Below are 22,061 nucleotides of genomic sequence, written 5' to 3' on the forward strand. Positions count from 1 at the left end.
CCTAAATGGCGGGCATGACCCACTATACCGACAGCCTCAGCCAGCTCGGCGTCCAGACCGCCGCCCCGACGAACCCGGAAGAGGCGGTGCTGGAGCGCGTGCCCAATCCGCACGCCGACACGCTCTATGTGGCGCGCTTCACCGCGCCGGAGTTCACCAGCCTGTGCCCGGTGACGGGCCAGCCCGACTTCGCCCACATCGTCATCGACTATGTGCCGGGCGACTGGCTGGTCGAGAGCAAGAGCCTGAAGCTGTACCTGACCAGCTTCCGCAACCACGGCGCCTTCCACGAGGACTGCACCGTCGCCATCGGCAAGCGGCTGGCCGAGCTGCTGCAACCGAAATGGCTGCGCATCGGCGGCTATTGGTACCCGCGCGGCGGCATCCCCATCGACGTCTTCTGGCAGACGGGCGCGCCGCTGGAGGGCGTGTGGCTGCCGGATCAGGGCGTGGCGACCTATCGCGGGCGGGGGTGAGAGGGCTGGGTGAAACGCAAAGTTGTGGTTCGCAGCGTTTGTGCTTTGGCCTGCAGCGGCGTCGCGATTCGGCCAGCTTAAGCCTGACTCAGAGCGGCAATTGAGATTTCTCTTCCGCTGGCGTAGCGATAACGCCGGTATAGAATCAGTTTGATAGGCGTGCGGCCTTGCCTACTATGATGCAGTTTATACCACTTTTCTGTGGGTAGTTGAAATCAACTTAAATCAATAAAGGGTCAATCTAGTGCGAATCTCCAAAATTCGGCTCAAGAACGGCTATAAGCGCTTTCACGACCTCACCATAGATCTAGGTAAAGCTCCAGCGCGTATTGTTGCATTGGTAGGTCCGAACGGTTGCGGCAAGAGCAGCGTTCTGGATGGCCTGCTTTATCACGCGAGTGCGCATGAGCGGGTTGGGCAAGGTGTCAATCGGGACCATAACTACCACTCGATGACAGGTGCCAATTCGTTGACGTGGCAGGACGTCGAGATTCAATTTACCACGGGAACGTTCGGTGAGGCCCACCAGTTAAGGAGAGCTACCGGGAAATCGAACACTATCTTCTCGTTCCGCAGTCCGTACCGCTACAACAGCCAGCTAAAAATATCGCAGACTAGCGCGGTCCCGGAGATAAAACTAAATTCTTATGGTGCGGGGGATGCCTCAAGTCTTGATGCAAAGATGGAGGATAACTACCGGCGTCTCTATGCTCTTTATAACCGATATCGCGACGACAACGATATCAAGCCCAGTGAGGCGAAGGCCAAAGTTATTGGCGATCTCAATGCTTCTATCAAGAATTGTCTTGATTTGGAGATATCCAGTATTGGGAGCGTTGAGGGCAACCAAGGCACACTCTACTTCAAAAAGTTAGACCACCCGAAGGAATTCGAGTTCAACGTTCTATCTTCAGGGGAGAAGGAGGTTGTGGATATCCTTCTCGATCTTTATCTCCGCAAGGACGACTATAGTGACACGATCTTCCTTATAGACGAGCCGGAACTGCACATAAACACCGCGATACAAGGCAGTCTGCTTGTCGAAATTGACAGGCTTGTTGGGGCTGAATGTCAAATCTGGCTAACGACACACAGCATCGGGTTCCTGCGTGCGTTGCAGACCAAGATGCGGGACAAATGCCAAATTATCCAATTTCGACCTGAGTATAATCTGGCGGCAGAGTCGCGAACTTTGACGCCGGTCGAGGTTGGTCCCGGCACTTGGCGTGACCTATTCGCTATCGCGTTGGATGACTTGGCCCATCTCGTTAGCCCAACCACCATCATCTACTGCGAGGGGAGGGCGGAGCCTGGGTCTGGGGGGCGGGAAAGAGGAATGGACGCTCAGGTGTTCAACAAGATTTTCGCTCGCTCGCACCCTGACGTCTTTTTTACTTCTAGCGGGGGGAATACTGAGCCTGACCAGCGCAGCGCGATTGCCCTAGCTGTACTCGGAAAGGTGTTTCCTGCCGTGGACATCTGGGTTCTTAAGGACCGGGACATGGCGTCTGGAAAATTCACGGATGAAAATGATCGTCAAGTTTACCTGCGAACAAATCCTCAAAATCATCGGGTTCTAAAGCGTTGGGAGATTGAGAACTACCTCTACGACAAGGAAGTGTTGAGGGCCTACTCTACAGGGGAGGGGCTGTCCTTTGACGAGGTAGCTTACGACACTTTCGTGACCAACATCGTGGACCAAAACCTCAAGGACGAAACGCAGAGGGTCAAGAACTTCTGTGGGGTCAAGAGCAGCATTAATGCTGATGTATTTAAAGTCGCTTTGTCAGGGTACATGACACATGAAATGTCAGTGTTTCAAGAGCTTGAAGATTGTATATTTAATCGGTCCTAATTTACTCCGCCCATGACCCCATCCTCCCGCCTCCCGCTCGAAGCCTGGGGCCGTCGGCTGATGACCCGTGCGGAGGCGTGGGCCGACCGCTCGCGGCTTCGCCGTTACGCCTATGAGTTCCTGTGGTTCGGGCTGAAGCAGGGGTGGGCGTGTCTGTTCGGCGGGGCGATGCTGGCGCTGATCGTGGGGACGTTCCTGTTCTGGCCCGATCAGGCGCCGCTGGCGCGCTATGACTTTCTGGTGCTGGGGGCGCTGGGGATACAGGCGCTGATGCTGGCTTTCCGGCTGGAGAGCTGGGAGGAGGCGCGGGTCATCTTCCTGTTCCATGTCGCCGGGACGATCATGGAGCTGTTCAAGACCTATCACGGGTCGTGGATCTATCCGGAGGAGTCGGTGCTGAGGATCGGCGCCGTGCCGCTGTTCTCGGGCTTCATGTATGCGGCGGTGGGCAGCTACATCGCGCGGGTGCAGCGCATCTTCCATATCCGGGTGCGGAACTATCCGCCGCTGTGGACGACGTGGGTGCTGGCGGCGGCGATCTACGTCAACTTCTTTGCGCACCACTGGCTGCCGGACATCCGGCTGGCGCTGTTCGCGGCGACGGGGCTGCTGTTCATGCGGGGGTGGTTCTACTTCACCGCCGACCGGACGCGGCGGTCGATGCCGCTGCTGCTGGGCTATGGGCTGGTGGCGCTGTTCATCTGGTTCGCGGAGAACCTGGGGACGTTCGCGCGGGCCTGGGTCTATCCGGGGCAGGCGGACGGGTGGCACATGGTCAGCCTGAACAAGCTGGGGGCGTGGTTCCTGCTGATGATCATCTCGGTGGTGCTGGTGTCGATCGTGCACCGGCCGGAGGAAGAGGACGTTACGGCCTGACCGTCACCTTGTGCTCCAGGTTGGGGCGGGGGCGCTCCAGCGAGGGCTCGGTCAGGGAGCCGACGTGGATGAAGCCGGCGATGCTCTCGCCGTCCTCGACGCCGAACAGGGCGACGGCGGCGGGGTCGTAGGAATACCAGTCGGTGATCCAGCTGGCCGAGTAGCCCAGCGCATTGGCCGCGTGCTCAAGGTTCATGCAGACGGCGCCGGCGGACAACTGCTGCTCCCACACCGGAACCTTGTGGCCTTCGATGGGGGTCGAGACGACCAGGATGGTCAGCGGCGGGTTGGCCAGCTTGGCCAGGGAGGCGATCTCTTTGCCGGTGCGGTTCTGGGTCTCGCCCAGGACGGCGAGGGCCTCGGACAGCTCAATGCGGCTCTGGGGGCCCAGGACGACGAAGCGCCAGGGGAAGAGCTTGCCGTGGTCGGGGGTGCGGGCGCCCAGCAGAAGCATCTGCTCGACCTCGGCGTCCGAGGGGCCGGGCTGAGCCAGCAGCTGGGCCGAGGCCGAGCGGCGGATGGCCAGGCGCGACAGCAGCTCGTCGGAACGGACGGGCAGGGGCAGGGGGGCGGACAGGTCTGACGGGCTCATGGCGTCTAGCTAGGATTTCCCGGCCTCCGGCGCCATAGCAGGGGGATGAGCAAGATCCGCGACATCAAGCCTCGCTGGGCCGAGGGCCTGCCGGAGACGCCGCCGTGGCGCAGTCTGGGAACGAGCGTCCTGATCGATACGCCCTGGATGCAGGTGACGCGTCATCCCGCCGTGGCGCCGACGGGCGCGCAGTCCGACTATATGGTCATGCGGCCGAGGAATGTGGGCACGGGGGTGCTGCCGCTGCATGACGACGGGACGGTCAGCCTGGTCGGGCAGCACCGCTTCGCCCTGATGCGCTATTCGTGGGAGATGCCCGAGGGCGGGGCGCCGCAGGACGAGGACCCGTTCGAGGCCGTGAAGCGAGAACTGGCCGAGGAGGCGGGGCTGACGGCGCAGCACTGGCGCGCGGCGCTGGACATGGACCTGTCCAACTCCATCACCGACGAGCGGGCGATGACCTGGGTGGCCTGGGGGCTGGAAGCCACGGACAAGGCGCCGGACCCGACGGAGGTGTTCCTGTCGGCGCGCGTGCCCTTCGGCGAGCTGATGGCCGAGATCGCGCGCGGCGCGGTGCGCGACAGCCTGACGGTGGCGACGGCTTACCGCGCCTACCATATGGCCCGGGAGGGCGAGCTGCCCGCCGCGCTGGCGCGTTCCATGCTGGGCGCGTAAGATCGCCGCCGAACGCGAAGGAAGCCTGATGGCCAAGCTGGAAGTCGTGCCGCAACAGCCGGACCTGTGGGCGCAGCTGCGCGCCGCAGCCCAGGACGCTGCGCGCGAAGAGCCTCGCCTGGCGTCGCAGCTGAACGCCGTGGTGCTGGCGCACGAAGACTTCGCCGGGGCGCTGAGCTTCCAGATCGCGCGCAAGCTGGGCGATGCCGAGCTGGGCGCCATGACGGTGCGCGAGGTGGCCCTGTCGGCCTTCGCCGCCGATCCGGGCATCGTCGCCGCCGCCGAGGCGGACCTGAAGGCGGTGCAGGAGCGCGATCCGGCGATCCGCTCGCTGCTGCAGCCCTTCATGTATTTCAAGGGGTTCCAGGCGCTGCAGGCGTGGCGTGTGGCGCACTGGCTGTGGGAGCAGGACCGCGACACCCTGGCGTTTCACTTCCAGAGCCGGATTTCGGAGCTGTTCCAGCTGGACATCCACCCGGCGGCGCGAATCGGTTCGGCGGTCTTCATCGACCACGGCACGGGCATCGTCATCGGCGAGACGGCCGTGGTCGGCGACGAAGTGTCGATGCTGCACGCCGTCACCCTGGGCGGGACCGGGGCCGAGCGCGGCGACCGTCATCCGAAGATCGGACGCGGGGTCCTGCTGGGCGCCGGGGCCAAGGTGCTGGGCAACATCACCGTCGGCGACTACGCCAAGGTAGCGTCCGGCTCGGTGGTGCTCAAACCCGTGCCGGCGGGCTGCACCGTGGCGGGCGTTCCCGCGCGGCTGGTCAACTGCCCGACCGACGCCACGCCGGCGCGGACGATGGACCATACGCTGTCCGACATCGTCTATGACTTTGTGATCTGAGACTCTGCTGTGGGCCGATCCTGTGCGGGCTTCCAATCAGCAGACGGCTTCTCTACCCTTCGCGGCCAACGAGTTGAACGAGGCTATCCGTGACCGAGAACGATCTGAAGCGCGTCGAGACGCACCTGAAGCGCACCTTCAACCACGGCGGCATCAAGGTGAAGGGCCGCAAGGTCGCCGATTCCGCCGAAGTCTATGTCGACGACGAGTTCATCGGCGTGGTGTTCGAGGATGAAGACGAAGCCGGTTCCTACATGTTCGAAATGGCGATCCTGGCGGAAGACCTGCCGCCGGCCTGAGGCCTGCCTGACGACACGAATTGAAAAAGGCCGGAGAGGGCGTCCTCTCCGGCCTTTTCTATTGGCGATCAGCGCCGGATCACAAACCGAACAGACGGGCGAAGAAGCCCTTCTTCTTTTCGGGGGCGGGCGTGTCGACCGGCTTCACCGGCTCGACCGCCGCAGCGGCGGCGGCGGGCGCCGTGGCCTGAACGGGCGGCTCAACCGGGGCGGCGACGGCGGCGACGGCCGGCTCGGTCTTGGGCTCTGAAGCGGACGGCGCGGCTTTCACGGCGGGCTTGGCTGCGGGGGCCTTCTTCGGCGCTGCTGCCTTCTTGGGCGCGGTGTCCTTGGCGGCAGCCGTCTTCGCAGTCTTGGCGGCCGGAGCCTTTTCCGCTGCCGGCTTCTTGGCGGTCGCGGACTTGGCCGTCGTCGCCTTGGCCGTCGTCGTCTTGGCTGCGGCCGGCTTGGCCTTGGGCTCAGCCTTGGGCGCGGCCGCCTTGGCGGGAGCCTTGGTCGCCGCGGCGGCCTTTACGGTCTTGGGCTTGGCGTCAGCTTTTGTCGCTGCGGCGCTCGACTTTGCCGCTGGTTTCGGCTTGGAAGCGACAGAAGCCGCTTTCGCGGCAGGTTTCGTCTCAGACGGTGCTTTGGCCATAAACTCCCCGACCCCTCGTTGGACGCGGGCGTGTGATCCAAGCCCGCACTGGCGATTCGTCATTATAACGGTGTTTGAGAAATGTCCGAATCCGCAGTTCAGGTGATCGCACGCGGCGACCGCGCCCCGGCCGAAGCCGCCGCCGCCGCCATCGACGCCAATCCCCTGCTGGAAGGCGCCACCTATTCCATCCTGGAAGAGGATGAGGACCAGGAAATCTGGCGCATCGACGCCTTCCCGACGAGCGACGAGGAAGCCGAGGGCATCGCCGAGATTCTGCGCGCCACGCCGGGCCTCGAAGTGGTGGTCGAGAAGCTGGCCGACGCCGACTGGCTGGCCATGAGCCTGTCGGGCCTGCCGCCGGTCGAGGCGGGGCGCTTCTTCGTCTACGGCGCCCATGATCAGGGCAAGATTCCCGAGGGCCGGGTCAATCTGAAGATCGACGCGGGCGCCGCCTTCGGCACGGGCCACCACGGCACGACGGTCGGCTGCCTCGAGGCCTTCGACAACCTGCTGAAGACCGAGTCGTTCGAGAAGGTGCTGGACGTCGGCTGCGGTACGGGCGTGCTGGCCATCGCGGCGGCGAAGACCGGCTCGCCCATCGCCGTCGGCACCGACATCGACGAGCCCTCGGCCCGCATCGCCAATGAGAATGCGGCGATCAACGACGCCAAGTGCAAGTTCCATTTCGCCGATGGCCTGAGCGACGCGCGCATCGCGCAGCACGCGCCCTATGATCTGGTGTTCGCCAACATCCTGGCCGCGCCGCTGGTGTTCCTGGCGCCTGAGATAGCGGCGGCGCTGAAGTCGGGCGGGGTCGCCATCCTGTCGGGCCTGCTGCGGACGCAGGAAGAGCGGATTCTGGAGGCCTATCTGCCGCTGGGCTTCGTGGTGGAGCAGACGATCCATCACGACGCGTGGAGCGCGCTGCAACTGCGCAAATCCTGATCCTTCTTTCGTCGGGGGAGAAGGGATAAGAGACGTCATGCGCCAGACATTCGACGAAACGACCGATCCGTCCTTCGGGGCCCAGCACCTGCCTCTGCTCCGCGCCGAGATGGCGAAGCAGGGGCTCGACGGCCTGCTGGTCCCGCACGAGGACGAGCACCAGAACGAATATCTGCCCGACGCCAATGAGCGGCTGGCCTGGGTCAGCGGCTTCACCGGCTCGGCCGGGGCGGGCGTGGTGCTGAAGGACAAGGCGGCGGTCTTCGTCGACGGCCGCTATACGGTGCAGGCCAAGGCCCAAACGGACGAGGCCCTGTTCGAGCGGCAGCCGCTGAATGCGCTGACAGACTGGCTGGCGGCTGTGCCGGCGGGGTCGGTGATCGGCTATGACCCGCGGCTGCACAGCCCCGATGCGCTGGCGACCCTGAAACGCGCGGTCGGGAAGGCCGGGGCGACGCTGAAGGCGGTCGAGGCCAATCCGATCGACCTGGCCTGGGGCGACGCCCGCCCGGCCCAGCCGCAGGCGCCGGTGGTCCCGCACGAGGACCGCTATTCCGGCGAGGGCGCGGCGTCCAAGCGCGCGCGCATCGGCAAGGCCATCGCCGACGCCGGGGCCGAGGCCGCCGTGCTGACGGCGCCGTCGTCGCTGGCGTGGCTGTTCAACATTCGCGGCGGCGACGTGATCCGCACGCCGCTTCCGCTGGGTCAGGCGGTGGTGAAGGCGGACGGGACCGCCAGCGTCTTCCTCGATCCGGCCAAGGTGACCAACGAACTGCCCGGCTGGCTGGGCGACGCCGTAACGCTGGAGGCGCCCGAGGCGCTGCCCGGCGCGCTGGACGCCCTGTCGGGGCATAAGGTGATGATCGATCCGGCCGTGTCCCCGGCCTGGTATTTCGACCGGCTGGAAGCGGCGGGCGCGACCATCGTGCGCGGCATGGACCCCTGCGCCTTGCCGCGCGCCCAGAAGAACGCGGTCGAGATCGAAGGCAGCCGTCAGGCGCACATCCGCGACGGCGCGGCCCTGACCCGCTTCCTGCACTGGGTCGATACGGTCGCGCAGAAGGAGCTGCCGGACGAGCGGGCGGTGGTCGAGGCGCTGGAAGGCTTCCGCGAGGCGACCGGCATGCTGAAGGACCTGTCCTTCGACACCATCGCCGGGGTCGGGCCGAACGGCGCCCTGCCGCACTACAAGCCGGTCGGGGCCAAGATCCGGCCGATGGAGAAGGGCTCGCTGCTGCTGGTGGACGGGGGCGGTCAGTATCTGGACGGGACCACGGACGTGACCCGCACCATGGCCATCGGCGAGGGCACGGCCGACCAGCGCCGGATGTTCACTCTGGTCCTGAAGGGCCACATCGCCATGGCGGTGATCCGCTTCCCGGCCGGGACGAGCGGGCGCCAGCTGGACGCCATCGCGCGTCAGCCGCTGTGGAACGCGGGCTTCGACTTCGACCACGGCACAGGCCACGGCGTCGGGTCGTATCTGGGCGTCCACGAGGGGCCGCAGCGCATCGCCGGCTGGGGCACGGACCAGCCGCTGTTGACGGGCATGATCCTGTCGAACGAGCCGGGCTATTACCGCGAAGGCGAGTGGGGCATCCGCATCGAGACGCTGCAGGTCGTCACGGCCCCGGCTCAGGTTCCGGGCGGCGAGCGGGCGATGCATGGCTTCGAGCAACTGACCCTGGCGCCGCTGGATCGTCGTCTGATCGATGTGGCGCTGCTGACGGCCGACGAGCGGGCCTATGTCGACGCCTATCACGCCGAGGTCCTGGCCAAGGTCGGGCCTCTGCTGGCCGACGGCGTTCAGAAGGACGAGGCGGCCCTGGAGTGGCTGAAGGCGCAGACGGCGCCGCTGTAAGGCGAGCGCGCGAGCGTGGATATGAAGACGCCTCCCTCGCGATCGCGGGGGAGGCGTTTTTCATTGCGGCCCTGTGGGACAGTCCTACTGGACCCGGGTCCAGGTCTGGGTCTTGCACAGGGGGGCGACGATGCAGCCGCGCAGACGCAACGTATTGTCGTTGGTCAGGGTGATGGTCCCGCGATAGGTGCCGCCGTCGTCGGGGTTGTAGACCGAACCGCCGCGCCATTCGGTCGGCCCGCCGGTGAAGCCCGACAGCATCCGCAGGCCGCGTAAGGGACGGTCGCGCAGGGCGGCGTCCTTGTTGCGCTGGTCCTTCACTTCGGGATTGGCGCGGATGTGGCTGGAGGTGACGAGCGTGCCGCACAGGGCCTGGCCGCAGCGTTCGATACGGACCTGGCCGCCGTTGGTCGGGGTCTGCCACAGGCCGGTCGGGTCGCTGGCGAGGGCGGGAGAGGCGAGGGCGGCGGCGGCGACGGCGAGCGCCGTCAGGACGGAGGTCTTCATCGGCGTTTTCCTTCTGACGGATCGTTGAGCCGATCCCCTGGCCGGAGGGTGATCCGGGTTTCGGACGGAAACAAGGCCGAACTTGCGAGGTTCCATCAAGGATTACATGACCTTAGGTCAAGTTACCCGCCGATCAGCGTGAGCCATTCGTCCTCGCTGAGGACGCTAACGCCATGCTTTTCCGCATCTTTCAGCTTGGACCCCGCGCCGGGGCCGGCGACGACGTAATCGGTCTTCTTCGACACCGAGCCCGAGACCTTGGCGCCGAGGGTCTCGGCGCGGGCCTTGGCTTCGTCGCGGGTGAAGCGCTCCAGCGAGCCGGTGAACACGACGGTCTTGCCGGCCACGGGGCTGTCGGTGGTCGGGGCGGCGACGTCCTCGACGCGCTCGAGCTCGGCCAGCAGGGCGTCGACGACCTGAAGGTTGTGCGGCTCGTGGAAGAAGTGGGCCAGCGCCTCGGCGGCGACCGGGCCGACGCCGGAGACGCCCGCGATCTGGTTCAGGATCTCGGAGGGGCCTTCTGTGCGCGCAACGCGGGCCCAGCGGGTCAGGTCGGCCCAGCCGTTGGAGATTTCCGCCAGCGAGCGGCGGGCGGGCGCGGCCATGCCGGGGAAGGCGAGGGCGATCTTCTGATCCATCGGCGCCTCGGGCCAGGGATCGTCGGAGGGCGGGCGGGCTTCGGCCATCAGCGTCAGGACGCGCGGCGAAATGGCGTGGGTCGCCGCCAGCGTCTTCCAGTCGTCGCTGGCGAGGCCGTCGGCGGCGGTCATGCAGGCGCCCTGGAAGGCGGTCCAGCTGCCGAAGGCGCGGGCCAGGACGAGCGAGGTCTGTTCGCCGATCTCGCGCACGCCCAGGCCGAAGATCAGGCGGTCGAGGCTGATACCGCGCCGCGCGTCGATCCCGGCGATCAGGTTGCGGACGCTGGTCTCGCCATAGCCGTCCTCGGCGCGCAGCAGGGTCAGCTTTTCCTCGTCGCGGGCGAGGCGGAAGATGTCGGCCGGCTCCTTGATCCAGCCGCGCGCGTGGAAGGCGATCAGCTGCTTTTCGCCCAGCCCTTCAATGTCGAAGGCGCGGCGGCTGACGAAATGCTTCAAGCGTTCGACGATCTGGGCGTCGCAGATCAGGCCGCCGGTGCAGCGGCGCTTGACCTCATCCCCCTCGCGCACGGCTTCGGAGCCGCAGACGGGGCAGACGGTGGGGAAGACGTAAGGAGCGGCGCCCTCGGGACGCAGCGTGTCGACCACGCCGACGATCTGGGGGATGACGTCGCCGGCGCGTTGCAGGACGACGGTGTCGCCGATGCGGACGTCCTTGCGGGCGATTTCGTCCTCGTTGTGCAGGGTGGCGTTGCGCACCACGACGCCGCCGACGGTGACGGGATGCAGGCGGGCGACGGGCGTCAGGGAGCCGGTGCGGCCGACCTGAATGTCGATGCCTTCCAGGACGGTCGTCGCCTGCTGCGCCGGGAATTTGTGGGCGATGGCCCAGCGGGGGCTGCGGGCGATGAAGCCGAGGCGCTGCTGCCAGTCCAGCCTGTCGACCTTATAGACCACGCCGTCGATGTCGTAGCCGAGGCGGCTGCGGTCGGCCTCCAGCGTCTGATAGACGCCGATCAGGCCCTCCGCGCCCTCGACGCGGGCGGAGCGGTCGTTGACCTGAAAGCCCCAACTGCGGAAGGCCTCCAGCGCGCCTGCCTGCGTCTCGGCGAAGGGGGCGGAGGTCTCGCCCCAGGCGTAGGCGAAGAAGGTCAGCGGGCGCAGGGCCGTGATCTTCGGGTCCTTCTGGCGCAGCGACCCGGCGGCGAAGTTGCGGGGGTTGGCGTAGGTGCGCTTGCCTTCGGCCTCGGCCGCCGCGTTGAAGGCGTCGAAGGCGGCGTTGGGGGCGTAGACCTCGCCGCGGATCTCGATGACGTCGGGCCAGCCTGAGCCCGCCAACGTCTGGGGGATGCTGGCCAGCGTGCGCAGATTGGCGGTGACGTCCTCGCCCGTCTTGCCGTCGCCGCGCGTGGCGCCCTGGACCAGAACGCCCTTTTCATAGCGCAGGCTGGCCGAGAGGCCGTCGATCTTGGGTTCGGCGACGAAGGCGATGGGCTCGTCGCCCGGCAGCTTCAGGAAGCGGGCGATGCGGGCGACGAAGTCGCGCACCTCGTCGTCATCGAAGGCGTTGTCCAGCGACAGCATGGGCACGCCGTGGCGGACCTCGGCGAACTGGGTCGAGGCCGGTGCGCCGACGCGCTGGGACGGGGAGACGGGACTGGACAGGGCCGGGAAGGCGGCCTCGATGGCCAGGGCGCGGCGCTTCAGGTCGTCATAGTCGGCGTCGGAAATCTCGGGCGCGGCGTCGGCGTAATAGAGGGCGTCATGGCGCGCCAGTTCGGCCGACAGGCGATCCAGCTCTTCGCGCGCCTGGGTTTCGGTCAGGGTTTCGACGGGCGTGAAGAGATCGGACATGAGAATCGCAGGAAGTCGGCAAAGGCGGAAGGGGTTCCTTATCACCCTGCCGCCGCCATGACAGAAACGTAATCTGACGTGACGGCCGGGGGCCGCTAGCGTCCCGCCTCAAAGATTCCTGCCGGAGCCCTCCATGCGTCCTGTTCTTGTCAGCCTGTCCGTGATCGCCGCCGCTTTGACGCTGGCCGCCTGTGAGACGACGGCCCCCGTCGCGAACGATACGGCGGCTGTGACCGTCTCGGCTGACTATGCACAGTTGATGGACGACCTGCGCATCCTGTCGGCGGACGACATGCAGGGGCGGGACACCGGCTCGGAAGGCGGGGCCAAGGCGCGCGACTACATCGTCGGGCGGCTGGAGGCGCTGGGCGTGCAGCCCTCGCCCATGGGGCGGCTACAGCCGTGGGAGATGCTGGGCCGCACGCGCGAGGGGACAAAGACCTATAACGGGACCAACATCATCGGCGTGATCCCCGGCACGCGGGTGGGCGATAAGTACATCGTCGTCACGGCGCACTATGACCACGTCGGCGTCAACGACGGCCAGATCTTCAACGGCGCGGACGACAACGCCTCGGGCGTGGCGACCATGCTGGAGCTGGCCAAACGGCTGAAGGCGAATCCGCCCGAGCACAGCGTGCTGATCGTGGCGCTGGACGGCGAGGAGCGGGGCCTGCTGGGCGCCAAGCATTTCGTCGAGGCGCCGCCGGTGCCGCTGCACGCGATCTCGATGAACCTGAATTTCGACATGACGGCGCGGGCCGACAGCGACGGCAAGCTGTGGGTGACGGGGACGTACCAGCATCCCTACTTCCGCCCGGTGCTGGATCAGGTTCCGGCGCGTCCGAACGTGGCGTTGGCCTTCGGCAAGGATACGCCCCAGGATGAGGGCGCCGACAACTGGGTCGAGGCGTCGGACCACGCCGCCTTCCACCGCGCGGGCCTGCCGTTCCTGTATTTCGGCGTGAACTACCACCCCGACTATCACCGCCCCAGCGACGACTTCGAGAAGGTCAATCCGGCGGTGTTCCAGGACTCGACCGAGCTGGCCATCGCCGGCTTCCGGGCGCTGGACCGGTGGCTGGATCAGTGACGGCTGTCGCAAAACCCTTGCAAAGATAGGCCTTGAAAGCGCCGTCAGAGCGGCGTTCTGTCGCAGCCTCAGCAGTCGAGGAATACAGTGATGACGGCGACGCAAGGGTTTGACCTTCAACGGGTGCAGAAACTGCGCAAAGCGGCGCTGCTGGTCGGATTGATCGGGGTGGTCGGGCTGGCCTTCGTCAGCCGCTCCATCGGCGGCGAGACCATGCTGCACGAAGGGCTGGAGGCGTTCGGCCTGGGCCTGATCGTCGTCTGCATCGTCGGACGGGCCTGGTGTTCGCTCTATATCGGCGGACGCAAGAAGGCCGAGATCGTGGATCGCGGGCCGTATTCGATCAGCCGCAACCCGCTGTATGTCTTCAGCTTCATGGGGGCGTTCGGCGTGGGCGCGCAGACGGGCAGCGTGACGCTGGCGACCGTCTTCCTGCTCCTGACGGTGGCGGTCTTCTACGCGACGGTGAAGCGCGAGGAGGCCTGGCTGGCGGGCGCTTTCGGCCAGACCTATGCGGACTATTGCGCGCGGACGCCGCGCTTCGGGCCGGACTTCTCCAAATGGCGCGACGCCGACAGCCTGGAGGTGCGGCCGCAGTTCTTCCTGACGACCTTGCGTGACGGTCTGGTCTTCCTGCTGGCCGTGCCGCTGTTCGAGTCGGTCGAGCGGCTGCAGGATCTGGGCTGGCTGTCGACCCTGCTGCGCCTGCCATGAGGGCGTTGTCGATCCTGCTGGCGGGGGCCTTGGCCCTGACGGTCGCGGCCTGTGATCGGGGCGCCGTGCCGGACAAGGCTCCCTCGGCGACGGCGTTCAAGCACGACCTGCCCGAGGACGTGTCCGGCTACTACATCCCGACGACGGGGGTGCAGGTCGGCGACTGGCGGCTGCATCACCTGTTCATGGGGCAGGTTCCCGACTTCATGGCCTGGCGCGACGGTCAGCGCACGGCGGGGTTCGCGCCGATCATGATGGAGTTCGAGACGGGCGATAAGGCGCGGCGCACGCGGCTGATTCCGACGGCCTATGACGTGACCGAGGACCGGGTGCGCTTTGAGGCGTCGTCGCGCGAGCTGGGCGCGGTGTCGTTCGAGGGGGCGCTGGATCAGGGCGCGCTGGCGACGGCGCGGCGCAACCTGGGCGATCAGGGCGTGGTCCTGAAAGGACGGCTGAAGGTCGGGGACCGGACCTTCGACGGGGTGTCGATGCGGTGGTGGGCGGGGGACTGATCTTCTCCTCCCCATGACAATGGGGAGGTGGCGCGACGCCGAAGGCGCCGTGACGGAGGGGCCGCTTGGTTCTGCCGTCGCCAAGCCCCTCCACCACTTCGTGGTCCCCCTCCCCACGCCGTGGGGAGGAGATAGTTCCTTAGGCGACGGTCGCCTTGACGATCTTGCCCGGCGCGCGCGGGGGCTCGCCCTTGGGCAGGGCGTCGACGTGTCCCATGCCTTCGATCACTTCGCCCCAGACGGTGTACTGGCCGTCCAGGAAGCGGGCGTCGTCGAAGCAGATGAAGAACTGCGAGTTGGCGCTGTCCGGGTTGGCGGTGCGGGCCATCGAGCAGACGCCGCGCACGTGCGGCTCCTTCGAGAACTCCTGCTTCAGGTTCGGCTTGGACGAACCCGAGGTGCCGGTGCCCGTTGGGTCGCCGCCCTGGGCCATGAAGCCCGGAATCACGCGGTGAAAGACCACGCCGTCGTAGAAGCCTTCCTTGGCCAGGTCGGTGATCTGCTTGACGTGGTTCGGCGCCAGGTCGTCGCGCAGCTTGATGACGACGTTGCGGTCTTCGCCGTCGCCGGTGTCCAGGGTGAAGGTCAGGGTTTGGTCGGCCATCGGGCGCTCCTTGAGGTTATGCGAGCCGGAATTGTGCGCGGGTCATAGCGGCTGAACGCCGTCAGGGCTATGTGGGAAGCATGAGTGAAGACGAAAAGCCCGCCGACAAGCCGCAGGAACGCCGCCGCATGGTGCGTCTGCCCTCGGGCGGCACGGCGGCCGGCCGCAAGGTCGGCCAGAAGATCAAGACGGCAGACAAGAAGACCCTGTCCAGCCAGGCGTGGATCAAGCGCCAGCTGTCGGACCAGTGGTCCGAGCGCGCGCGCGCCGAGGGCTGGCGCAGCCGCGCCGCCTTCAAGCTGATGGAGATCGACGACAAGTTCCGGCTGATCAAGCGCGGCTCGCGGGTCATCGACCTGGGCGCGGCGCCGGGCGGCTGGGTGCAGGTGGCGCTGGACCGCGGCGCGGCGGCGGTGGCGGGCGTGGACCTGCTGATGATCGAGCCGATCCCGGGCGCGACGTTGATTCAGGCGGACTTCACCGATCCGGGCGTGGATCAGCAAATGCTGGACGCCATCGGCGGGCCGCCGGACCTGGTGCTGTCGGACATGGCGCACAACACCATCGGCCACCGTCAGACGGACCACCTGAAGATCATCGCCCTGATCGAGATCGCGGCCGACTTCGCCATCCGCACCCTGCGGCCGGGCGGAAATTTCGTGTCTAAGAACTTCCAGGGCGGCGACGCCGGCGGGGTGCTGACGCGCCTGCGCGAGGAGTTCGAGACGGTGAAATACGTGAAGCCGGAATCGAGCCGCAAGGGCAGCGCCGAGGTCTTCCTGGTGGCGCTGAACAAGCGCTAGGCCGACGCGCCTTCCGCCTCGGCCGCAGCCCGCCGGGCGGCTTTTTTGGCTTCTGCGCGTGTCCAGATGCGGTCGTGCAGGGTGAAGAAGGCGGTCTGCACCAGGGGCTCGATGGTGCCGATCGCCAGGGCGATGCGGATGTCGCGCGTCAGGGCGAAGGCCACCAGAACCGCCACCGTGAAGTGCATGACGCCGTAGGTGACGGTCTTCAACGCCACCTGCTTCAGGTTGCGGGGCAGGGCGTGGCTATGGCCATGATGGTTGTGGGCGCGGTTCTGCTCGTGCGCGTCCATCAGCTCAAGACGAGCGGTGAAGGCCTCGGCCGTCTCCTCCACGCCGGACAGCATCTTGCGGCGCTCGACCCGGTGCCAGACGCGGTCGTGAACCGAATAGGCGACGGTTTGGAAGATCGGCTCGACCACCCCGACCGCCAGCGCCAGCCGCCAGTCGCGCGTCAGGGCGAAGGCCACCAGGATCGCCACGATCAGGTGCATGGCGCCGTAGCTGGCGATCTTGAGAGCCAGCTCCCGCGCCGTGTTGATCAAGATGCGAACCATTCTCGCGGAATGCGTCCCTTCGCCGCCCGTTTCAAGCCAATTCCTCTTATATGGACGATAGCGCGGGCTTGGGGTTGCGGTTCCCCGCCAACGGGGGCTATACGCGGCCCGCAAAATGGAGGCTCCAAATGGAGATACGCGAAGGCCTAACCTTCGATGACGTTTTGCTCGAACCCGGCCCGTCCGAGGTCATGCCGGCTGATGTCGATGTCTCGACCCAGCTGACGCGCGAAATCAGATTGAACATCCCGCTGCTGTCGTCCGCCATGGACACGGTGACGGAAAGCCGCCTGGCGATCGCCATGGCGCAGGCGGGCGGCCTGGGCGTGCTGCACCGGAACATGACCATCGACGAGCAGGCCGAAGAGGTCCGCGCCGTCAAACGCTACGAAAGCGGCATGGTGGTGAACCCGGTCACGGTCGCCCCCGACACGACGCTGGGCGAAGTGCTGCAGATCGTCGAGCGCAAGAAGATCACCGGCTTCCCGGTGGTCGATCCCAAGAGCGGCAAGCTGGTCGGGATGCTGACCAACCGCGACATGCGCTTTGAGACGGACCTGAACCTCAAGGCCGCCGATCTGATGACGACCGGCGAGCTGATCACCCTGCGTGAAGGCTCGGCCGGGCGCGAGGCGGCGCGCGAGCTGCTGCGCACCCGCAAGATCGAGCGGGTCATCGTGGTGGACGACGCCTATCGCGCGGTCGGCCTGATCACCATGAAGGACATCCAGAAGGCCCAGGCCTTCCCCAACGCCTGCAAGGACGAGCAGGGCCGCCTGCGCGTCGGCGCCGCCTCGACTGTCGGCGACGCCGGCTATGAGCGGGGCCTGGCGCTGGCTGAAGCCGGCGCGGACGTGGTGGTGATCGACACCGCCCACGGTCATTCGGCCTCGGTCGCCGAGGTGGTGCGCCGCATCAAGCGCGAGAACAACCGCATCCAGATCATCGCCGGCAACGTCGCCACCTATGACGCCACCCGCGCCCTGATCGACGCGGGCGCCGATGCAGTGAAGGTCGGCATCGGGCCGGGCTCCATCTGCACCACCCGCATCGTCGCGGGCGTGGGCGTGCCGCAGCTGACGGCCATCGTCGACGCCGCCCGCGCGGCGCAAGGCACGCGCGTCTCGGTCATCGCCGACGGCGGCATCAAGTTCTCGGGCGACCTGGCCAAGGCCATCGCGGCCGGCGCCAATGTCGCCATGATGGGCTCGATGTTCGCAGGAACGGATGAAAGCCCGGGCGAGGTCTTCCTGTACCAGGGCCGCTCCTACAAGTCGTATCGCGGCATGGGCTCGGTCGGCGCGATGGGCGCGGGCTCGGCCGACCGCTACTTCCAGAAGGAAGTCTCGTCCGAGAAGCTGGTCCCCGAGGGCATTGAGGGCCAGACCGCCTACAAGGGCCCGATCGCCCCGGTGGTGCACCAGCTGGTCGGGGGGCTGCGCGCCTCGATGGGCTATGTCGGCGGCGCCACCATCCCGGACTTCCAGGAACGCGCGCGCTTCGTCCGCATCACCAATGCGGGCCTTCGTGAAAGCCACGTCCATGACGTGATGATCACGCGCGAGGCGCCCAACTATCGTCAGGGCTGACCTGATCCGCTCCCGGCCCTGGCCGGGAGCGGTTTTGTTTTGGGCTTGCGGAACAGGAGACAGGCATGACGATCGAACTGACCTATCTGGCGGCGACGCTGGTCCTGGCGCTGGTCCAGATTCTGTTGCCCGCCTTCGCCCGGACGCGTGAGTTCGGCCTGTCGTGGAACGCCGGGGCGCGGGACAAGACGCCCGAGGCCAGAAGCCCCGTCGTCGGCCGTCTGGAGCGGGCGCAGGCCAATCTGTTCGAGACCCTGCCGCTGTTCATCGGCGCCGTGCTGATCGCCCAGGTCGCCGATCGGACCGGCGCGCTGACGGCGTGGGGCGCGGCCCTCTACTTCTGGGCGCGCGTCGCCTATATCCCGCTGTACGCCCTGGGCGTTCCCTATATCCGGTCGCTGGTCTGGCTGGTCTCGCTCGCGGGACTGGCGCTGTGCCTTCTGGCCCTTTTCATCCGAGTCTGATTTGACCCCAGCCGCCCGTCTGGCCGCCGCCGCCGCCATCATCGACAGCATTTCGCAGGGCCGTCAGCCCGCGGACGCCGTGCTCAAGGCCTGGAGCCAGCAGAACCGCTATGCCGGTTCAGGCGACCGCCGCGCCATCGCCGAGCGCGTGTATCAGGTGCTGCGCGCGCGGGGCCGTCTGTCGGCCTTCATGGGCGGGCGTCAGGACGGACGCGCCCTGATCGTCGGCGCCCTGTCGCTGCTGGACGGCGCGACGCTGGAGGAGATCGAAGGCCTCTACAACGGCGAAGGTTATGGCCCGCGTCCCCTGTCCAAGCACGAACGCGGCCGCATCGCGGCGCACGAGGACGCGGCCGATCTGGCCGAGGTCGCCCTGCCGGACTTCGTGACGGCGGACCTGAAGGCGGTCCAGGGCGACCGCTGGCGTGAAGAGGTCGAAGCCCTGAGCGGTCGCGCTCCGGTCGACCTGCGGGTCAACGGTCTGCGCGCCACGATGGAAGAGGTCGAGGCCGAACTACGCGACGCCGGTCTGTCGCCCCAGCGCACGGAGCTGTCGGGCTGGGGCCTGCGTCTGGACGCGGAGCCCGCGCCGAACGTGCAGCCGCTGGACGGTTTCCAGAACGGTCATTTCGAGATTCAGGACGAGGCCAGCCAGGTTGTCGGCTGGCTGTCCGGCGCCTTCCCCGGCGCGACGGTGGTGGATTACTGCGCGGGCGGCGGCGGCAAGACGCTGGGTCTGGTGCAGGCCATGCAGGGGCAGGGCGCGCTGATCGCCTGCGACGTCTCGGCCAAGCGGCTGGACAATGTGAAGCCGCGACTGGCCCGCGCGGGCGTCGAGGCTGACCTGCGCCTGCTGGGCACCAATGGCGGCGGGGTCGAGGATCTGAACGGTCAGGCCGACGTGGTGTTCGTCGACGCGCCGTGCTCGGGCTCGGGCGCCTGGCGGCGTCGGCCGGAGGACAGCTGGCGCCTGACGGCAGAGGAAGTCGCGCGCCTGCATGCGCTGCAACTGCGCATTCTGGGGCAGGCGGCCAAGCTGGTGCGGCCGGGCGGGCGTCTGGCCTATGTCACCTGCTCGGTGCTGGGCGCGGAGAACGAGGCCACGGCCGCCGCCTTCGAGGCCGCGCATTCGGACTTCAAGCCCGTCCCTGTCGCCGATGCGGCGCACAGCGCGGACCTGACCGAGGCGGGGCGCGAACGCCTGACCACGCTGGCGCAAGGAAACCGCCTGCGTCTGTCGCCCGCCGCGACCGGCACGGACGGCTTCTTCATCGCCCTGTTCGAGCGCGCTTCATGAGGCTTGAGCGCTACGGTGCCGTCACGGTCCTGCCGGTGATGGCGGCGCCTGCGGAATACGGCGAGCACCTGCGCGCCCGCATCGACCCGCTGATGACCGGCATCGGGCCGGTCGAGGGGGCTGTGGCGCTGACGGCGGGTCTGGCGCGGCTGGAGGCGAGGGGAGAGACGCCGGACCTGATCCTGTCTCTGGGTTCGTGCGGGTCGCGCGTGCTGGATCATGCGGCCGTCTATCAGGCGTCGTCCGTGGCCTATCGCGACATGGACGCCAGCGCGTTGGGGTTCGAGAAGGGGGTGACGCCGTTGCTCGACATGCCCGCCGTTCTGCCGCTGCCGTGCCCCATCCCTGACGTACCGAGCGCGCGCCTGTCGACCGGCGGGAACGTCGTCTCGGGCGCCGCCTATGACGCCATCGACGCCGAGATGGTGGACATGGAGACGTGGGCGCTGGTGCGCGCGGCCCAGAACTTCGGCCTGCCTCTCGTCGCCCTGCGCGGCGTGTCGGACGGCAAGGCCGAGTTGACCGGCCTGCATGACTGGACCTCGACCCTGCATCTGGTGGACGAGAACCTGGCCAAGGCCGTGGACAGCCTGATCGCGGTGCTGACGAACTCAGGCCTCTCCGCCCTTGAAATTCCGGCCCTTCAGGGCCAAACCCTCGCGCAATCGCTCGCCCCGGATTCGACCTCATGACCCAGCCGACCCAACACCAGAAGGTGCTCATCGTCGATTTCGGCAGTCAGGTGACGCAGCTGATCGCGCGCCGCCTGCGCGAGGCGGGCGTCTATTGCGAGATCCATCCGTTCAACAAGGCGGGTGAAGCCCTGAAGTCGATGCAGCCGCAGGCCATCATCCTGTCGGGCGGCCCGAACTCGACGACCGACGCCGACAGCCCGCGTGTCGACCGCGCCGTCTTCGACTATGGCGCGCCGATCCTGGGCATCTGCTACGGCGAGCAACTGATCTGCGCCGAGCTGGGCGGCAAGGTCGAGAGCGGCCACCACGCCGAGTTCGGCCGCGCCGAGATCGTCATCACCAAGGACAGCCCCCTGTTTGCGGGCATCGGCGCCATCGACCATCGCGAGCCGGTGTGGATGAGCCACGGCGACCGCGTGACGGCCCTGCCAGAGGGCTTCCACGTCATCGCCACCTCGGAAGGCGCGCCCTTCGCCGCCATCGCCGATGAGACGCGCAAGATCTACGGCGTGCAGTTCCACCCCGAGGTGGTGCACACGCCGCGCGGCGCCCAACTGTTGAAGAACTTCACCCATGGCGTCGCGGGCCTGACCGGCGACTGGACCATGGCCGCCTATCGCGACGAGCAGATCGCCAAGATCCGTGAACAGGTCGGCGACGCCAAGGTCATCTGCGGCCTGTCGGGCGGGGTCGACTCATCGGTCGCGGCCGTGTTGATCCACGAGGCCGTCGGCGACCAGCTGACCTGCGTCTTCGTCGACACCGGCCTGATGCGCAAGGGCGAGGCCGACCAGGTCACGACCCTGTTCCGCGAGCACTACAACATCCCGCTGGTGCACGTTGACGCGTCTAAGGAGTTCCTCGGCGAGCTGGCCGGGATTTCGGACCCGGAAACCAAGCGCAAGACCATCGGCCGCGTCTTCATCGAGGTGTTCGACCGCGAGGCGAACAAGATCGAAGGCGCCGCCTTCCTGGCCCAGGGCACCCTCTATCCCGACGTGATCGAGAGCGTGTCCCCGACCGGCGGCCCCTCGCACGTGATCAAGAGCCACCACAACGTCGGCGGCCTGCCGGACTTCATGAAGCTGAAGCTGGTCGAGCCCCTGCGCGAACTGTTCAAGGACGAGGTCCGCGCCCTGGGTCGCGAGCTGGGCCTGACCGACGCCTTCGTCGGCCGCCACCCGTTCCCTGGACCGGGCCTGGCCATCCGCATCCCCGGCGAGATCACGCCGGAGGCCGTCGCGACCCTGCAGGACGCGGACGCCATCTATCTGGACGAGATCCGAAAGGCGGGCCTGTACGACGACATCTGGCAGGCCTTCGCCGTGCTGCTGCCGGTCAAGACCGTCGGCGTCCAGGGCGACGCCCGCACCTATGAAAAGGTGCTGGCCCTGCGCGCCGTCACCTCGACCGACGGCATGACGGCCGACTTCTACCAGTTCCCCTGGGACGTCCTGGCCAAGACCGCCACGCGCATCATCAACGAAGTCCGCGGCGTCAACCGCGTCGTCTATGACGTGACGTCCAAGCCGCCCGGGACCATCGAGTGGGAATAATTCAGGCCTTTCGGGAGCTTTCGGGATCGCTTGAGAAGAAGCCGATAAGTCGCTGACGTAAAAGTGAATTTTTACGAGACCCTTCGAAGCCTTTCGGAGGGTCTCTTTTTTGTGATGACGGCTTTGCTGACGGTCTCGCGTCCGTTGCCTCAGC

The 22,061-nt window shown here is 66.9% G+C and carries 23 protein-coding genes; 17 read left to right on the plus strand and 6 right to left on the minus strand.

What is annotated here, in order from left to right:
• The first annotated feature begins 14 nt into the window (after positions 1–14).
• The 3 genes from queF to H9656_RS00755 all read left to right on the plus strand — a co-directional run bounded on the left by queF (position 15) and on the right by H9656_RS00755 (position 3,207).
• Entirely contained in the window at positions 15–476 is a 462-nt protein-coding gene (queF, locus tag H9656_RS00745; RefSeq protein ID WP_112999514.1) for a preQ(1) synthase, read from the plus strand.
• A 244-nt stretch (positions 477–720) separates the two neighbouring features.
• Entirely contained in the window at positions 721–2,331 is a 1,611-nt protein-coding gene (locus H9656_RS00750) for an AAA family ATPase (RefSeq protein ID WP_191742409.1), read from the plus strand.
• A gap of 60 nt (positions 2,332–2,391) precedes the next feature.
• On the plus strand, positions 2,392–3,207 hold the full coding sequence (locus H9656_RS00755; RefSeq protein WP_225212169.1) for a DUF817 domain-containing protein: 816 nt from the start codon (positions 2,392–2,394) through the stop codon (positions 3,205–3,207).
• On the opposite strand, the gene H9656_RS00760 is transcribed toward H9656_RS00755, so the two are convergent.
• Positions 3,197–3,799: a nitroreductase family protein gene (locus H9656_RS00760; protein ID WP_191742411.1), complete on the minus strand. Its 603-nt coding sequence runs from the start codon at positions 3,797–3,799 to the stop codon at positions 3,197–3,199. The two genes, H9656_RS00755 and H9656_RS00760, sit on opposite strands and share 11 nt — an antisense overlap.
• Before the next feature lie 45 nt (positions 3,800–3,844).
• Between H9656_RS00760 and H9656_RS00765 the strand changes: the two genes are divergently transcribed.
• The 3 genes from H9656_RS00765 (at position 3,845) to H9656_RS00775 (ending at position 5,623) form a co-directional block, all read left to right on the plus strand.
• The gene (locus H9656_RS00765; RefSeq protein WP_191742412.1) at positions 3,845–4,474 is read left to right on the plus strand and encodes an NUDIX domain-containing protein; all 630 of its coding nucleotides are present in this window, start codon (positions 3,845–3,847) and stop codon (positions 4,472–4,474) included.
• 28 nt (positions 4,475–4,502) lie between these two features.
• Positions 4,503–5,324, plus strand: a complete 822-nt coding sequence (gene cysE / locus H9656_RS00770; protein ID WP_191742413.1) for a serine O-acetyltransferase — start codon at positions 4,503–4,505, stop codon at positions 5,322–5,324.
• Positions 5,325–5,413: 89 nt separating this feature from the next.
• Entirely contained in the window at positions 5,414–5,623 is a 210-nt protein-coding gene (locus H9656_RS00775) for a DUF3126 family protein (RefSeq protein WP_003167318.1), read from the plus strand.
• 79 nt (positions 5,624–5,702) lie between these two features.
• On the opposite strand, the gene H9656_RS00780 is transcribed toward H9656_RS00775, so the two are convergent.
• Positions 5,703–6,257, minus strand: coding sequence for a hypothetical protein (locus tag H9656_RS00780; RefSeq protein WP_191742414.1), 555 nt, complete (start codon positions 6,255–6,257; stop codon positions 5,703–5,705).
• Positions 6,258–6,338: 81 nt separating this feature from the next.
• Here H9656_RS00780 and H9656_RS00785 point away from each other — a divergent pair, with 81 nt between their 5' ends.
• Entirely contained in the window at positions 6,339–7,205 is an 867-nt protein-coding gene (locus H9656_RS00785; RefSeq protein WP_191742415.1) for a 50S ribosomal protein L11 methyltransferase, read from the plus strand.
• Positions 7,206–7,242: 37 nt separating this feature from the next.
• A complete protein-coding gene (locus H9656_RS00790; protein ID WP_191742416.1) occupies positions 7,243–9,066 on the plus strand; it encodes an aminopeptidase P family protein in 1,824 nt (607 codons plus the stop codon).
• Positions 9,067–9,150: 84 nt separating this feature from the next.
• Here the strand turns inward: H9656_RS00790 and H9656_RS00795 are convergent, their stop codons facing one another.
• Positions 9,151–9,573, minus strand: a complete 423-nt coding sequence (locus tag H9656_RS00795; RefSeq protein ID WP_191742417.1) for a DUF2147 domain-containing protein — start codon at positions 9,571–9,573, stop codon at positions 9,151–9,153.
• Positions 9,574–9,695: 122 nt separating this feature from the next.
• The gene (ligA, locus tag H9656_RS00800) at positions 9,696–12,023 is read right to left on the minus strand and encodes an NAD-dependent DNA ligase LigA (protein WP_191742418.1); all 2,328 of its coding nucleotides are present in this window, start codon (positions 12,021–12,023) and stop codon (positions 9,696–9,698) included.
• Positions 12,024–12,156: 133 nt separating this feature from the next.
• On the opposite strand from ligA, the gene H9656_RS00805 reads away from it, so the two are divergent.
• The 3 genes from H9656_RS00805 to H9656_RS00815 all read left to right on the plus strand — a co-directional run bounded on the left by H9656_RS00805 (position 12,157) and on the right by H9656_RS00815 (position 14,342).
• On the plus strand, positions 12,157–13,116 hold the full coding sequence (locus tag H9656_RS00805; protein WP_191742419.1) for a M28 family peptidase: 960 nt from the start codon (positions 12,157–12,159) through the stop codon (positions 13,114–13,116).
• A gap of 90 nt (positions 13,117–13,206) precedes the next feature.
• On the plus strand, positions 13,207–13,830 hold the full coding sequence (locus H9656_RS00810) for a methyltransferase family protein (RefSeq protein WP_191742420.1): 624 nt from the start codon (positions 13,207–13,209) through the stop codon (positions 13,828–13,830).
• A complete protein-coding gene (locus H9656_RS00815; RefSeq protein WP_191742421.1) occupies positions 13,827–14,342 on the plus strand; it encodes a hypothetical protein in 516 nt (171 codons plus the stop codon). Before H9656_RS00810 ends, H9656_RS00815 begins: the two co-directional genes overlap by 4 nt.
• Positions 14,343–14,481: 139 nt before the next feature.
• Here H9656_RS00815 and H9656_RS00820 read toward each other — a convergent pair whose 3' ends face one another.
• Positions 14,482–14,946: a peptidylprolyl isomerase gene (locus H9656_RS00820; protein ID WP_191742422.1), complete on the minus strand. Its 465-nt coding sequence runs from the start codon at positions 14,944–14,946 to the stop codon at positions 14,482–14,484.
• 80 nt (positions 14,947–15,026) lie between these two features.
• Here H9656_RS00820 and H9656_RS00825 point away from each other — a divergent pair, with 80 nt between their 5' ends.
• Positions 15,027–15,749 (plus strand): RlmE family RNA methyltransferase, encoded by a 723-nt coding sequence (locus H9656_RS00825; protein WP_191742423.1) that lies wholly within the window; start codon positions 15,027–15,029, stop codon positions 15,747–15,749.
• On the opposite strand, the gene H9656_RS00830 is transcribed toward H9656_RS00825, so the two are convergent.
• Positions 15,746–16,306, minus strand: coding sequence for a DUF2061 domain-containing protein (locus tag H9656_RS00830; protein WP_191742424.1), 561 nt, complete (start codon positions 16,304–16,306; stop codon positions 15,746–15,748). The genes H9656_RS00825 and H9656_RS00830 overlap by 4 nt on opposite strands.
• A gap of 128 nt (positions 16,307–16,434) precedes the next feature.
• Between H9656_RS00830 and guaB the strand changes: the two genes are divergently transcribed.
• The 5 genes from guaB to guaA all read left to right on the plus strand — a co-directional run bounded on the left by guaB (position 16,435) and on the right by guaA (position 21,907).
• Positions 16,435–17,895 (plus strand): IMP dehydrogenase, encoded by a 1,461-nt coding sequence (guaB, locus tag H9656_RS00835; RefSeq protein ID WP_191742425.1) that lies wholly within the window; start codon positions 16,435–16,437, stop codon positions 17,893–17,895.
• Positions 17,896–17,960: 65 nt separating this feature from the next.
• Positions 17,961–18,359, plus strand: coding sequence for an MAPEG family protein (locus tag H9656_RS00840; RefSeq protein ID WP_191742426.1), 399 nt, complete (start codon positions 17,961–17,963; stop codon positions 18,357–18,359).
• 1 nt (position 18,360) lies between these two features.
• The gene (locus H9656_RS00845; protein ID WP_191742427.1) at positions 18,361–19,656 is read left to right on the plus strand and encodes an RsmB/NOP family class I SAM-dependent RNA methyltransferase; all 1,296 of its coding nucleotides are present in this window, start codon (positions 18,361–18,363) and stop codon (positions 19,654–19,656) included.
• Positions 19,653–20,348 (plus strand): 5'-methylthioadenosine/S-adenosylhomocysteine nucleosidase, encoded by a 696-nt coding sequence (locus tag H9656_RS00850; protein ID WP_191742428.1) that lies wholly within the window; start codon positions 19,653–19,655, stop codon positions 20,346–20,348. Before H9656_RS00845 ends, H9656_RS00850 begins: the two co-directional genes overlap by 4 nt.
• Positions 20,345–21,907, plus strand: coding sequence for a glutamine-hydrolyzing GMP synthase (gene guaA / locus H9656_RS00855; protein ID WP_191742429.1), 1,563 nt, complete (start codon positions 20,345–20,347; stop codon positions 21,905–21,907). Before H9656_RS00850 ends, guaA begins: the two co-directional genes overlap by 4 nt.
• Positions 21,908–22,061: the final 154 nt, after the last annotated feature.

The sequence above is a fragment of the Brevundimonas guildfordensis genome (assembly GCF_014836405.1).
GTDB classification, from domain to species: domain Bacteria; phylum Pseudomonadota; class Alphaproteobacteria; order Caulobacterales; family Caulobacteraceae; genus Brevundimonas; species Brevundimonas guildfordensis.

Excerpts from the sequence above, each read along its gene's own strand:
- queF (WP_112999514.1), top strand. The coding sequence starts at position 15 with ATGACCCACTATACCGACAGCCTCAGCCAGCTCGGCGTCCAGACCGCC.
- H9656_RS00755 (WP_225212169.1), top strand. The coding sequence starts at position 2,392 with ATGACCCGTGCGGAGGCGTGGGCCGACCGCTCGCGGCTTCGCCGTTAC.
- H9656_RS00760 (WP_191742411.1), bottom strand. The coding sequence starts at position 3,799 with ATGAGCCCGTCAGACCTGTCCGCCCCCCTGCCCCTGCCCGTCCGTTCC.
- H9656_RS00765 (WP_191742412.1), top strand. The coding sequence starts at position 3,845 with ATGAGCAAGATCCGCGACATCAAGCCTCGCTGGGCCGAGGGCCTGCCG.
- cysE (WP_191742413.1), top strand. The coding sequence starts at position 4,503 with ATGGCCAAGCTGGAAGTCGTGCCGCAACAGCCGGACCTGTGGGCGCAG.
- H9656_RS00780 (WP_191742414.1), bottom strand. The coding sequence starts at position 6,257 with ATGGCCAAAGCACCGTCTGAGACGAAACCTGCCGCGAAAGCGGCTTCT.
- H9656_RS00785 (WP_191742415.1), top strand. The coding sequence starts at position 6,339 with ATGTCCGAATCCGCAGTTCAGGTGATCGCACGCGGCGACCGCGCCCCG.
- H9656_RS00790 (WP_191742416.1), top strand. The coding sequence starts at position 7,243 with ATGCGCCAGACATTCGACGAAACGACCGATCCGTCCTTCGGGGCCCAG.
- H9656_RS00795 (WP_191742417.1), bottom strand. The coding sequence starts at position 9,573 with ATGAAGACCTCCGTCCTGACGGCGCTCGCCGTCGCCGCCGCCGCCCTC.
- ligA (WP_191742418.1), bottom strand. The coding sequence starts at position 12,023 with ATGTCCGATCTCTTCACGCCCGTCGAAACCCTGACCGAAACCCAGGCG.
- H9656_RS00805 (WP_191742419.1), top strand. The coding sequence starts at position 12,157 with ATGCGTCCTGTTCTTGTCAGCCTGTCCGTGATCGCCGCCGCTTTGACG.
- H9656_RS00810 (WP_191742420.1), top strand. The coding sequence starts at position 13,207 with ATGACGGCGACGCAAGGGTTTGACCTTCAACGGGTGCAGAAACTGCGC.
- H9656_RS00815 (WP_191742421.1), top strand. The coding sequence starts at position 13,827 with ATGAGGGCGTTGTCGATCCTGCTGGCGGGGGCCTTGGCCCTGACGGTC.
- H9656_RS00820 (WP_191742422.1), bottom strand. The coding sequence starts at position 14,946 with ATGGCCGACCAAACCCTGACCTTCACCCTGGACACCGGCGACGGCGAA.
- H9656_RS00825 (WP_191742423.1), top strand. The coding sequence starts at position 15,027 with ATGAGTGAAGACGAAAAGCCCGCCGACAAGCCGCAGGAACGCCGCCGC.
- H9656_RS00830 (WP_191742424.1), bottom strand. The coding sequence starts at position 16,306 with ATGGTTCGCATCTTGATCAACACGGCGCGGGAGCTGGCTCTCAAGATC.
- guaB (WP_191742425.1), top strand. The coding sequence starts at position 16,435 with ATGGAGATACGCGAAGGCCTAACCTTCGATGACGTTTTGCTCGAACCC.
- H9656_RS00840 (WP_191742426.1), top strand. The coding sequence starts at position 17,961 with ATGACGATCGAACTGACCTATCTGGCGGCGACGCTGGTCCTGGCGCTG.
- H9656_RS00850 (WP_191742428.1), top strand. The coding sequence starts at position 19,653 with ATGAGGCTTGAGCGCTACGGTGCCGTCACGGTCCTGCCGGTGATGGCG.
- guaA (WP_191742429.1), top strand. The coding sequence starts at position 20,345 with ATGACCCAGCCGACCCAACACCAGAAGGTGCTCATCGTCGATTTCGGC.